The sequence below is a fragment of the Streptomyces sp. NBC_00316 genome (assembly GCF_036158715.1).
Lineage (GTDB): Bacteria > Actinomycetota > Actinomycetes > Streptomycetales > Streptomycetaceae > Streptomyces.
In genome coordinates, this window is sequence record NZ_CP108023.1 from 2,623,417 (window position 1) to 2,636,738 (window position 13,322).

A 13,322-nucleotide genomic window follows, 5' to 3' on the forward strand; every position below is an offset into this window, starting at 1 on the left:
CCTTGTGCTGCGGCCGTGCGGGGAGCGATGTCGTGTTCACTCTGGGCTGCAAACATCAATTCCCCCCGTTGTGTTCCGTATCCTGTGCGCTCGCATTTTCGCCGAGTTCGCCGGAGAGCAACTCGAGCACGCTCCGTACACTCTCTCTACGGATGTCCGCCCGGTCGCCGTTCAACCGCAGCGCGGTCACTTTCTCCGCACCGGCCGGCCCCACCACCGCAACATAGACCGTTCCGACAGGCTTCCCGTCCTGCGGCTCGGGTCCCGCGACGCCGGTGGTCGACACACCCCAGTCTGCACCGAGAACGTGTCGCACACCTGCCGCCATCTGACGCGCAACCTCGGGATCCACCGCGCCGTGGGCCGCCAGCAGGGCCCCGTCCACCGCCAGCACGTCCCGCTTCAGAGGCGTTGCGTACGCCGTCACGGACCCGCGGAAGGAACGCGAGGCACCGGGTACGGAGGTCAGCTCCGCCGCGACCAGGCCGCCGGTCAGCGACTCGGCGACGGCGAGGGTCTCACCGCGCTCCACGAGCAGCTGCAGCACCCGGGCCGCGGCAGTCACCGCTCGGTCTCCGCAGGACCGGCAGCACCGGCAGAGTGGGACGCCCCATCGGGCTCAGCAGTCCGGGAAGCCCCATCCCCCTCGGCAGCCCCACGTGCCCCCGGGGCCCCGGCGCTCGGCCCTGCGGCCGCCGCAGCGGCCCGCTCGGCCGCCAGCCCCTGGCGCCGCAGCACAACCGCCTGGCGCACATAGTCGAGCCCGGTGACGACCGTCAGCACGACGGCCACCGCCATCACCCAGAAGCGCAGGGTGGCCAGCGGCCCGGTCAGCGCCAGGACGTACATCCCGACGGCCGTCCCCTGTGCCAGCGTCTTCATCTTCCCGCCGCGACTGGCCGGAATCACCGCGTGCCTGATCACCCAGAAGCGCATCAGCGTGATACCGATCTCGCGGAAGAGGATCACGCCCGTGACCCACCAAGGCAGATCTCCGAGGTACGACAGACAGATCAGCGCCGCGCCCATGATCGCCTTGTCCGCGATCGGGTCGGCGATCTTTCCGAAGTCGGTGACCAGGTTGTACGTGCGTGCCAGGTGACCGTCGAAGAGGTCGGTGATCATGGCAACGGCGAACGCCGCCCAGGCGAACGACCGCCAGGCCGGGTCGTAGCCGCCGTTGTGCAGCAGCAGCACGACGAAGCCGGGCACCAGCAGCAACCTCACCATGGTGAGGATGTTGGCGATGTTCCACAGGCTGGCCTGATTGACGGCCGCAGTGCCCAGCTTGCCGCCGCGGACCGGCTTCGCGCCGGGTCCACCTGTCGCGGATGCCGGGACTCCCGTCATCTGGCTGCCTCCGCAAGCTCGGAACACTCGGCCACCAGGTCCACGCCCTCGGTGCCCACCACCTTTGCCTCGACCATACGGCCCGGCACGAGGCCCTCGCGCCCGGTGAAGAGCACCTGGCCGTCCGTTTCGGGTGCCTGGTGTGCCGCACGCCCCACCGCACGCGGCTCGTCCTCGGTCGGGTCGACCGACTCGACCAGCACCTGGAGGGATTCGCCGAGTCGTTCCTCGGCGCGCTGCGAGGTCAGCTCCTCGGCCAGCTGCGAGATGTGCGCGAGCCGCTCCGCGATGACATCGGCGTCCAGCTTGTTCTCGTAACCGACCGCCTCGGTGCCGTCCTCGTCGGAGTACCCGAAGACGCCGATGGCGTCGAGCCGTGCCCCCGTGAGGAAGCGTTCCAGCTCGGCGAGGTCGGCCTCGGTCTCGCCGGGGAAGCCCACGATGAAGTTCGACCGCGCACCGGCCTGCGGTGCCTTGCTGCGGATCGTCTCCAGGAGCTCCAGGAAGCGGTCGGTGTCCCCGAAGCGGCGCATCGCGCGCAGCACACCGGGGGCGGAGTGCTGGAAGGAGAGATCGAAGTACGGGGCCACCTTCGGCGTCGACGTCAGCACGTCGATCAGGCCGGGTCGCATCTCGGCGGGCTGCAGGTAGCTGACCCGGATCCGCTCGATCCCGTCGACCTCGGCCAGCTCCGGCAGCAGCGTCTCCAGGAGCCGGATGTCGCCGAGGTCCTTGCCGTACGAGGTGTTGTTCTCGGAGACCAGCATGACCTCCTTCACACCCTGCTCGGCCAGCCAGCGCGTCTCCTGCAGGACGTCCGAGGGGCGCCGCGAGATGAACGAGCCGCGGAAGGACGGGATGGCGCAGAACGAGCAGCGGCGGTCGCAGCCGGAGGCGAGCTTCACCGAGGCGACGGGGCTGGTGCCCAGCCGCCGGCGCAGCGGCGCGCGCGGCCCGGACACGGGCGCAACGCCCTCGGGAAGGTCCGCGGGGGCGGGGGCGGCGTCCTGCGCGTGCCCGGGCAGCGCGACTGCGGCGTCCTGCCGCTCGGCCGGGCTGATCGGCAGCAGCTTGCGCCGGTCACGCGGGGTGTGCGAGGCGTGGATGCCCCCGTTGAGGATGGTCTGGAGGCGGTCGGAGATGTCGGCGTAGTCGTCGAATCCGAGGACTCCGTCGGCTTCCGGCAGGGCTTCGGCAAGATCCTTGCCGTAGCGCTCGGCCATGCAGCCGACCGCGACCACGGCCTGGGTGCGGCCGTGGTCCTTCAGATCGTTGGCTTCGAGGAGGGCGTCGACGGAGTCCTTCTTGGCAGCCTCGACGAATCCACAGGTGTTGACGACGGCGACATCTGCGTCGGAGGCATTCTCGACGAGCTCCCAGCCGTCCGCTGCCAAGCGGCCTGCGAGCTCCTCCGAGTCCACCTCGTTACGGGCGCAGCCAAGAGTGACAAGGGCGACGGTACGGCGTTCGGGCATGGGCTCAAGACTACTTTGTCCCGGCACTCGCCCCGCCGAGCAGGGTTCCGGCGTCACAGGGAGTGACAAGAGCGCGAGCGCCCGGCAGGATCGCCGGGCGCTCGCGCTCTTGTCATGCACTGTCGGTCGGTCAGCCGACCTCGGGGTCGCCCTTCGTGTACGAGAGCCGCTCGACCTGGCCCGGCTGGAACTTGTCCTCGACCTTCTTGCCGTTGACGAAGAGTTCGATCGCACCGGCGTCACCGAGGACGAGGTCGACGCGCTCCTTGTCCTGGAAGGTCTTGGACTGGCCCTGCAGCAGCAGCCCGTCGAAGAGCTGCCGGCCGTTGTGGTCCTTGGCGGAGATCCAGCTCTTGCCCGTGGTTGCGCTGAGCTTGACCGTCACCTTGTCCCGGGGGGCCGCGGCGATGGCGCTGTCGGACGGTGCGGGTTTGGGGTCGGCGGTCTTGGTGGGCTTCGGCTTGGGGCTCGACCTGTCGGGAGTCGAGCCTTCCGCGACCTGCGTGGTCGCACCGCCGTCGTCAGCGCCCTTGAAGAACGTGAAGCCGACGAAGCCGATCACGGCGACGATCGCCGCGACCATGGCGGCGGTCCAGTTGGGCCGACGGGGGTCGGAACGGATCCGTTCGGCTTCGAACATCGGCGCCGCGGGCGTCGGCGCGGGACGGCCGCCGTGCTCGGCGTCGTACTGCGAGACAAGCGGTTCCGGATCTGTGGAGACGGCGCGCGCCAGCGTACGGATATGCCCGCGGGCGTACACGTCGCCGCCGCAGCGGGAGAAGTCGTCCTCCTCGATCGCGTGCACGATGGGGATGCGCACCCGGGTGGACGAGCTGACCTCTTCGACCGTGAGACCTGCGGCGATGCGAGCCTGCTGAAGCGCTCGACCGATCGAAGGCCGGTCGTCTTCGGGGGAGTTGCCGATGGACACGGGGGCGCCTTTCGAGCGTGAGCCACCTGCTGGGTGTTCAGTCTAGGGGGGGTACGAAAGGGTGGGGCAACCGGGAGGAGGACTTTGTACGCCATCGGATTCGAACACCGCCGGACACCTATGCCGCCGGACTCGAACACCTCGGATACGCACGCCGCCCCGACCACCGGGCCGCCCTTGAAAGGACATCCTGCTGCCCCTTCCCTCAACTTGACGTACGACCCGACGAAACGGTTGCTTACCACACCCTTACGAACCAGTTTCCCCGCGGATCTGTGCCAACACCCCATCCAGCTCATCCGGTTTCACCATGACATCGCGCGCCTTGGACCCCTCGCTCGGTCCGACGATGTTCCGCGACTCCATGAGGTCCATCAGCCGGCCGGCCTTGGCGAAGCCGACCCGCAGCTTGCGCTGGAGCATCGAGGTGGACCCGAACTGGGTGGAGACGACCAGTTCGGCGGCCTGGCAGAGCAGATCCAGGTCGTCGCCGATGTCCTCGTCGATCTCCTTCTTCCTGGCGCTGCCGACCACCACGTCCTCGCGGAAGACCGGCGCCATCTGATCCTTGCAGTGCTGGACGACGGCCGCCACTTCGCCCTCGGTGACGAACGCGCCCTGCATACGGGTCGGCTTGTTGGCCCCCATCGGCAGGAACAGTCCGTCGCCCTTGCCGATCAGCTTCTCGGCGCCGGGCTGGTCGAGGATGACGCGGCTGTCGGCCAGCGAAGAGGTCGCGAAGGCGAGCCGTGAGGGCACATTCGCCTTGATCAGGCCGGTGACCACATCGACGGACGGCCGCTGGGTGGCGAGTACCAGGTGGATACCGGCGGCGCGGGCCAGCTGGGTGATGCGGACGATGGCGTCCTCGACGTCACGCGGAGCGACCATCATCAGATCGGCCAGCTCGTCGACGATCACCAGCAGATACGGGTACGGGGAGAGCTCCCGCTCACTGCCCTCCGGCGGCTTGACCTTGCCGTTGCGCACGGCCTGGTTGAAGTCGTCGATGTGCCGGTAACCGAACGCGGCGAGGTCGTCGTACCGGAGGTCCATCTCCCGTACGACCCACTGCAGAGCCTCGGCGGCACGCTTCGGGTTGGTGATGATCGGCGTGATCAGGTGCGGAATGCCCTCGTACGCGGTCAGTTCGACGCGCTTGGGGTCGACGAGCACCATCCGGACGTCGTCCGGAGTCGCCCGCACCATGACCGAGGTGATCAGGCAGTTGATGCAGGACGACTTGCCGGAACCGGTGGCACCGGCCACCAGCACGTGGGGCATCTTCGCGAGGTTGGCCATCACATAGCCGCCCTCGACGTCCTTGCCGAGCGCGACCAGCATCGGGTGGTCGTCCTCGGCCGCGGCCGCGAGGCGCAGCACATCGCCGAGGTTGACCATCTCGCGGTCGGTGTTGGGGATCTCGATGCCGACGGCGGACTTCCCCGGGATCGGGGAGATGATCCGGACATCGGGACTGGCGACGGCGTACGCGATGTTCTTGGCGAGCGCGGTGATCCGCTCGACCTTCACGGCCGGGCCGAGCTCCACCTCGTAGCGCGTCACCGTCGGTCCGCGGGTGAATCCGGTGACCGCGGCATCGACCTTGAACTCGGTGAAGACGTTCGTCAGGGAGGCCACGATCGAGTCGTTGGCGGCGCTGCGGGTCTTGCCCGGACCGCCGCGTTCCAGCAGATCGAGCGACGGCAGCGCATACGTGATGTCGCCGGAGAGCTGAAGCTGCTCGGCACGGGCCGGCAGCGGCTGGGACTGCGACCGGTCGGGCGCAGGCTTGGTCAGATCGGGTACGCCACCGAAGGGAGCCGGACCCTTCTCGGACCGGTCCGAGTCCGACTCCCTCGCGCCGGGCACCGGGGTGCCGGACCGTTCCCGGTCCCGCTCGACGGAGACGCTCTGCGTGAGGTCGGCGACGATCGGCGAGGGCGGCATGCCGTTGAGTACCGCCCCGTCGAGCGCCGCGGCCGCGGCCGCGGCGACGTCCACCGCATCCATGGTCCGACTCATCGCGGGCTGCACGGAGGGCCTGCGCGGCCTGCGGCGTCTGGAGAGCGCCTCGGCCTCCGCCTGCTCGGGGTCGTACTCGCCGGGCGCCTCGGAACGGCGTGCGGACGAACGGCGTGAGCGGGCGGGCAGCGCGTCGCGCCACTGCTCGTCGTACCGCTCGTCGTCGCTCTCGTCCTCGGGGTCGTACGCCTGCTCGACGATGCCCAGCTTCGTACCGAGCAGTCGCAGCCGCTGCGGAATGGCGTTCACCGGCGTCGCGGTGACGACCAGCAGCCCGAAGACGGTGAGGAGCAGGAGCAGTGGCACGGCGAGGACTTCGCCCATGGTGTAGATGAGCGGCTTGGACGCGGCCCAGCCGATCAGTCCGCCCGCGTCCTGCATCGCCTCGGTGCCGTCCCCGCGGCCCGGCGATCCGCACGCGATGTGGACCAGTCCGAGCACCCCGAGCACCAGGGCGGAGAGCCCGATGACGATACGGCCGTTGGCCTCGGGCTTCTCCGGGTAGAGGATCAGCCGTACGGCGATGGCGCCGAGCAGTATCGGTACGAGCAGATCGAGCCGGCCGAAGGCTCCGGTGACGAGCATCTCGACGAGGTCCCCGACCGGCCCCCGAAGATTCGACCAGGTGCCCGCGGCGACGATCAGCGCGAGACCGAGCAGGAGCAGCGCGATGCCGTCCTTGCGGTGCGCGGGATCGAGTCCCTTGGCCCCGCGCCCGAGGCCGCGGAACATCGCGCCGATGGCATGGGCCGCACCGAGCCAGACGGCACGCGCCAGCCGGTACACACCCCCGGTGGGCGACGGTGCGGGTCTGGGCGCGGCCGCCTTCTTGGCCGGGGCCTTCTTGGCGGGTGCGGTCTTCTTCGCGGCGGCTTTCTTCGCGGGCGCGGCTTTCTTCGCCGGACCCGCGGTACGGCCGGGACGCTTCGCGGTGCCCGCCGTGCCCTGGGAACCCTTGCCGGACGTACGTGAGGCCATGGTGCCGAGGTTACCGGTGTCGGCGGCAGTGAACACCTGTGCCTCTTGCTTCGCCCGGCCGTGTCGCCTTACCGGGACGTGGAACTGACGCGCCCTCAACCAGCTGCACCGGGGGCCCGCCGTCGAACGCAGCTTCCGGACCGATGAGTTCCGTGAGCGGACGCGTTACGAGGGAACCGCCGCCGTGCCGCTTCCGGCGCCGGGCTCCAGCGCGTCGAGCGCGCGCCGCAGTCCGGTCAGCTTCCGTTCGAGATGGGCGGCGGTCGCCACCGCTGCGGCATCCGCCGACTCGTCGTCGAGCTGCTTGGAGAGGGCCTCCGCCTGCTCCTCGACGGCCGCGAGGCGCGCCGAGAGTTCGGCCAGGAGTCCGGCGGGCTCCCTGTCCTGGTCCACACTCGGCCGGCTGCCGCCCTCGAGCTGAAGCCTGAGCAGTGCGGCCTGCTCCCGCAGTTGGCAGTTCTTCGTGTACAGCTCGACGAAGACCGAGACCTTGGCCCGCAGCACCCAGGGATCGAAGGGCTTCGAGATGTAGTCCACCGCACCCGCCGCGTAACCCCGGAAGGTGTGATGCGGACCGTGGTTGATCGCGGTGAGAAAGATGATCGGGATGTCCCGGGTCCGCTCCCGCCGCTTGATGTGCGCGGCGGTTTCGAAACCGTCCATACCCGGCATCTGGACGTCCAGCAGAATGACCGCGAAGTCGTCCGTGAGCAGCGCTTTGAGCGCTTCCTCCCCTGACGATGCCCGTACCAGTGTCTGATCGAGCGCAGAGAGGATGGCCTCCAGCGCCAGCAGATTCTCCGGTCGGTCATCGACCAGGAGGATCTTGGCCTTCGGCACCATGGCCCGTCCTCCTCGCCCCGGAATTGCACCGGGCGCCGCCCCAGGGGACGACTCCCTTGCGTCGTCCGTCCTTGTGCCGGTCATGGTAGCCGCACCCCGCCCGTCACCACACCCTGTCACCGCGATGTCACTGTGCACATACCGAAAACGCGGTGGGAGACCAGAAGGTTCCCCGCGCACCGCCTGCTCACACCCATTCGAGCACACTCGATCAGCAACTTATCGTGATCCACCAATCGATGATCACTCTCCGTGCATCCACTGCTCCATGACGGAGAGCAGATGATCGGGATCAACAGGCTTGGTGACATAGTCGGAAGCGCCGGAATCGATCGCCTTCTCCCGGTCTCCCTTCATGGCCTTCGCGGTCAGCGCGATGATGGGCAGTCCCGCGAACTGCGGCATGCGACGAATCGCCGTGGTCGTCGCATAACCGTCCATTTCCGGCATCATGATGTCCATCAGTACAACCGTCACATCGTCGTGCTGCTCCAGGACTTCGATGCCCTCGCGCCCGTTCTCCGCGTACAGGACCGAGAGGCCGTGCTGCTCCAGCACGCTGGTGAGCGCGAAGACGTTACGGATGTCGTCGTCGACGATCAGCACCTTCTCGCCGCCGAACCGGAACACCCTGCGGGCCTCGGGCTCCTCCTGGCCGGCCGCCGGCCACGGCTCCTGGACCGACCCGGCCGGCGCGGCGCTCCTCGGCGGCAGCGCGGTCCTGCGCTCCATCCCCAGCGCCTTGCGGCGGTGCCGGAACAGCCCCGCGGAACCGACCGGACCGGGCAACGACGCATCGCCGCCCGTGCCGTAATCCGGACCGGCCTCCGGAATCAGCCCTTCCTCGACCGCCTGGCCATGCGCCTCGATGGGCCCCGGGCCGATCTGCGGGTAGCCCTGCGGCGGCAGTTCGCTGGGGTGGAGCGGCAGATACAGCGTGAAGGTCGAGCCCCTGCCCGGCTCGCTCGCCGCATGGATCTCGCCGCCCAGCAGCCGGGCGATCTCCCGGCTGATGGACAGTCCCAGTCCCGTGCCGCCGTACTTGCGGCTCGTCGTGCCGTCCGCCTGCTTGAACGCCTCGAAGATCACCAGCATCTTGCTGGACGCGATCCCGATGCCGGTGTCGGTGACCGAGAAGGCGATCAGGTCGGCGTCGGCGTCGCGCAGCGAACCGGCTTCGAGAAGCTGTTCACGGATGGCGTGCGGCACATCCGTACTGGCGTGCCGGATCACCAGCTCGACGGCGCCGCTGTCGGTGAACTTCACCGCGTTGGACAGCAGGTTGCGCAGCACCTGGAGGAGCCGCTGCTCGTCCGTGTGCAGCGTCGCCGGCAGCTCCGGCGACACCCGTACGGAGAAGTCGAGCCCCTTCTCCGCGGTGAGCGGCCGGAAGGTCGCCTCCACGTAGTCGACCAGCTGGACCAGAGCGATCCGGGTCGGGCTGACGTCCATCTTGCCCGCCTCGACCTTCGACAGGTCGAGGATGTCGTTGATCAGCTGGAGCAGGTCGGAACCGGCACCGTGGATCGTCTCGGCGAACTCCACCTGCTTCGGCGAGAGGTTGCCCTCGGCGTTGTCCGCGAGCAGCTTGGCCAGGATGAGCAGCGAGTTGAGCGGCGTACGCAGCTCGTGCGACATGTTCGCCAGGAACTCGGACTTGTAGCGCATCGAGACCGCGAGCTGCTCGGCGCGCTCCTCCAGGACCTGCCTGGCCTCCTCGATCTCGGTGTTCTTCACCTCGATGTCGCGGTTCTGCTGGGCCAGCAGCTCGGCCTTCTCCTCGAGTTCGGCGTTGGAGGCCTGGAGCGCCTTCTGCCGGTTCTCCAACTCCTCCGAGCGGTCGCGCAGTTGCTCGGTCAGTTCCTGCGACTGCTCCAGAAGCTTCTCGGTCTTGGTGTTGACGCTGATGGTGTTGACGCTCGTCGCGATCATCTCGGCGAGCTGGTTGAGGAAGTCGCGCTGGATGTGGGTGAACGGCTGGAACGAGGCCAGCTCGATCACGCCGAGGACCTGCCCCTCGAAGAGCACCGGCAGCACGATCACATGGGCGGGCGGTGCCTCGCCCAGCCCCGAGGAGATCTTCAGATAGCCCGGCGGCACGTTGTCCACCTGGATCGTCCGCTTCTCCTCCGCCGCCGTACCGATGAGCGTCTCGCCGGGCCGGAAGGACGTCGGCATCGAGCCCGCGGAGTAGCCGTAACTGCCCCGCATGCGGAGCACGTACGCACCGTCCTTGTCGCCGTCCGCCACCATCGCGTCGGCGTCGCCGGTCGGCATGGCCAGGAAGAACGCCCCGTGCTGCGCGGAGACGACCGGAGTCAGCTCGCTCATGATCAGCGAGGCGACGTCGTCGAGATCGCGGCGCCCCTGCATCAGACCGGAGATCCGGGCGAGGTTGCCCTTGAGCCAGTCCTGCTCCTTGTTGGTGGCCGTCGTGTCGCGCAGGTTGGCGATCATCGTGTTGATGTTGTCCTGCAGGGCCTGGATCTCGCCGGCCGCGTCCACGTCGATCTTGAGATTGAGGTCGCCACGGGTCACCGCGGTGGCCACGGCCGCGATGGCCCGCACCTGACGGGTCAGGTTCCCGGCCATCTCGTTCACGGACTCGGTGAGATCGCGCCAGGTGCCGTCCACGTCCCGGACCCGGGCCTGGCCGCCCAGCTGCCCCTCGGTGCCCACTTCACGGGCCACCCGGGTCACCTGCTCGGCGAACGACGACAGCTGGTCGACCATCGTGTTGATGGTGTTCTTCAGCTCCAGAATCTCACCGCGGGCGTCGATGTCGATCTTCTTGGTGAGATCGCCCTTGGCGATGGCCGTGGTGACCGTGGCGATCTGGCGGACCTGACCGGTCAGGTTGGACGCCATCGAGTTCACCGACTCGGTCAGGTCCTTCCACGTACCGGAGACGCCCGGGACCCGCGCCTGGCCGCCCAGCTCGCCTTCCGTGCCCACCTCACGGGCGACTCGCGTCACCTCGTCGGCGAACGAGGACAGCGTCGTCACCATCGTGTTGACGGTGTCGGCGAGCTCGGCGACCTCGCCGCGCGCCTCGACGGTGACCTTCTTGGTCAGATCGCCGTTGGCGACGGCGGACGAGACCCGGGAGATGTTCCGCACCTGACTGGTCAGGTTGTTGGCCATCAGGTTGACGTTCTCGCTGAGGTCCTTCCAGATACCCGTCGCACCGCGCACCCGGGCCTGGCCGCCCAGGATGCCCTCGGTGCCCACCTCGCGCGCGACTCGCGTCACCTCGTCCGCGAAGTTGAGCAGCTGGTCGACCATCGTGTTGACGGTCGTCACCAGTTCGAGGATCTCGCCCTTGGCGTCGACGGTGATCTTCTTGGAGAGATCGCCCTTCGCGACCGCGGTGGTGACCTCGGCGATGTTGCGGACCTGCATGGTCAGGTTGTTCGCCATGCCGTTGACGGACTGGGTGAGGTCCTTCCACGTACCGGACACGCCCTGCACCTCGGCCTGGCCGCCCAGAATGCCTTCCGTACCCACCTCACGGGCGACCCGCGTCACCTGCTCGGCGAAGTTCGACAGCTGATCCACCATCGTGTTGAGGGTGTTCTTCAGCTCCAGGATCTCGCCACGGGCGTCGACGTCGATCTTCTGCGACAGGTCACCGCGCGCCACCGCCGTCGCGACCTGCGCGATGTTACGGACCTGCGCGGTGAGGTTCCCCGCCATGCCGTTCACCGAATCGGTCAGATCACGCCACACACCGGCCACGCCGGGCACCTGTGCCTGCCCGCCGAGCCGCCCGTCCGTGCCCACCTCACGGGCCACCCGGGTCACCTGCTCGGCGAAGGCGGAGAGCTGGTCGACCATCGTGTTGATGGTGTTCTTCAGCTCCAGAATCTCACCGCGGGCGTCGACGTCGATCTTCTGCGACAGATCGCCCCGCGCCACCGCCGTCGTCACCTGCGCGATCTGGCGCACCTGGGAGGTCAGGTTCCCCGCCATGAAGTTGACGGAGTCGGTGAGCTCCTTCCAGGTACCGGAGACGCCGTCGACCCGGGCCTGGCCACCGAGCCGGCCCTCCGTGCCCACGTCCCGCGCCATGCGCGTCACCTGGTCGGCGAAGGACGACAGCTGCGACACCATCGTGTTGACGGTGTTCTTCAGCTCCAGCATCTCGCCGGCCACGTCCACGGTGACCTTCTGCGACAGATCGCCGTTCGCCACCGCGGTCGTCACCTGCGCGATGTCGCGCACCTGACCCGTCAGGTTCCGGAACGCCGTGTTCACCGAATCGGTGAGGTCCTTCCACGTACCCGCCGCGCCCGGCACCTCGGCCTGACCGCCGAGGCGGCCCTCGACACCGACCTCCCGGGCGACCCGGGTCACTTCCGAACCGAAGGACTGCAGCTGGTCCACCATCGTGTTGACGGTGTTCTTCAGCTCCAGCATCTCGCCGGCCACATCGACCGTGACCTTCTGCGTCATGTCGCCGCTGGCCACCGCCGTGGTCACCTGCGCGATGTCGCGCACCTGCGTCGTCAGGTTCCGGAAGACCGTGTTCACCGAATCGGTGAGGTCCTTCCACGTACCCGCCGCGCCCGGCACCTGCGCCTGGCCGCCGAGCAGACCCTCGCCACCGACCTCGCTGGCCACTCGCGTCACTTCGTCCGCGAAGGTCCGCAGCGTCTCGGTCATCTGGTTGATGGTCTCGGCGAGCTGCGCCACCTCGCCGCGGGCGCTCACCGTGACCTTCTGCGACAGGTCACCGTTGGCGACCGCCGTCGTCACCTCCGCGATGCCGCGCACCTGCGACGTGAGGTTTCCGGCCATCGTGTTGACGGAGTCGGTGAGGTCCTTCCACACTCCGGCCACGCCGGGCACCGTCGCCTGTCCGCCGAGCTCGCCCTCCGTGCCCACCTCGCGGGCGACCCGGGTCACCTCGGAGGAGAACGACGACAGCTGGTCGACCATCGTGTTGACGGTGTTCTTCAGCTGGAGCATCTCACCGGCCACATGGACGGTGACCTTCCGCGACAGATCCCCCTTGGCGACCGCCGTCGTCACCAGAGCGATGTCTCGCACCTGCGCCGTCAGCCGGTACGCCATGGTGTTGACGGAGTCCGTGAGGTCCTTCCAGGAACCGGACATTCCGCGCACCTGGGCCTGCCCGCCCAGCTTGCCCTCGGTACCCACCTCGACCGCCACCCGCGTCACCTGCTCGGTGAACACCGACAGCTGGTCGACCAGGTTGTTGACCGTACGGGCGACCTTCAGGAACTCGCCGCGCAGCGGTCGGACGGTCTCGTCGGCCGTGTGCGACCGGAGCTCCATCCGCTGCTCGAGGTCACCGTCGGCGACCGCCGAGAGCACCCGCCCGACCTCCGACACGGGCCGCGCCAGATCGTCGACCAGCTCGTTCGAGGCATCGATGGCAGCCGCCCAGGAGCCCTCGCAGGCCCCCGTCTCCAGCCGCTCGGTCAGCTTGCCCTCCCGCCCGACCACGCGACGTACACGTGCCAGCTCTCCGGTGAGATGGAGATTTCGGTCGGCGACCTCGTTGAAGACCGCTGCGAGCTCCGTCATCACGCCGTCGCCCGAGACCGTCAGACGCCTGCGGAAGTTCCCGTCGCGCATCGCCACCAGGCCCGCGAGCAGTCTGTTGAGCGCTGCCGCGTCCACCTCGATCATTCCATTGCGCTGTTTCTTCACGGACTGTCCGCCTCTTGTGCGCGTTCCTGATCCCCGCGCCG

At 68.5% G+C, this 13,322-nt stretch carries 7 protein-coding genes; all 7 read right to left on the bottom strand.

Features of this window, described 5'->3' with window-relative positions:
• Positions 1–55: 55 nt before the first annotated feature.
• Complete coding sequence (locus tag OG878_RS11590; protein WP_328886710.1) at positions 56–565, bottom strand: CinA family protein; 510 nt, start codon at positions 563–565, stop codon at positions 56–58.
• Complete coding sequence (gene pgsA / locus OG878_RS11595) at positions 562–1,350, bottom strand: CDP-diacylglycerol--glycerol-3-phosphate 3-phosphatidyltransferase (RefSeq protein WP_328886711.1); 789 nt, start codon at positions 1,348–1,350, stop codon at positions 562–564. Before pgsA ends, OG878_RS11590 begins: the two co-directional genes overlap by 4 nt.
• The gene (gene rimO, locus OG878_RS11600) at positions 1,347–2,825 is read right to left on the bottom strand and encodes a 30S ribosomal protein S12 methylthiotransferase RimO (protein ID WP_328886712.1); all 1,479 of its coding nucleotides are present in this window, start codon (positions 2,823–2,825) and stop codon (positions 1,347–1,349) included. Before rimO ends, pgsA begins: the two co-directional genes overlap by 4 nt.
• A gap of 130 nt (positions 2,826–2,955) precedes the next feature.
• On the bottom strand, positions 2,956–3,756 hold the full coding sequence (locus tag OG878_RS11605; protein WP_328886713.1) for a helix-turn-helix domain-containing protein: 801 nt from the start codon (positions 3,754–3,756) through the stop codon (positions 2,956–2,958).
• Between the two features lie 249 nt (positions 3,757–4,005).
• Complete coding sequence (locus OG878_RS11610; RefSeq protein WP_328886714.1) at positions 4,006–6,759, bottom strand: DNA translocase FtsK; 2,754 nt, start codon at positions 6,757–6,759, stop codon at positions 4,006–4,008.
• Positions 6,760–6,924: 165 nt separating this feature from the next.
• Positions 6,925–7,602 carry a response regulator gene (locus OG878_RS11615; protein ID WP_328886715.1) on the bottom strand — a complete coding sequence of 226 codons (678 nt, stop codon included), beginning with the start codon at positions 7,600–7,602 and terminating at the stop codon, positions 6,925–6,927.
• A gap of 243 nt (positions 7,603–7,845) precedes the next feature.
• Complete coding sequence (locus tag OG878_RS11620) at positions 7,846–13,281, bottom strand: HAMP domain-containing protein (protein ID WP_328886716.1); 5,436 nt, start codon at positions 13,279–13,281, stop codon at positions 7,846–7,848.
• Positions 13,282–13,322 lie beyond the last annotated feature (41 nt).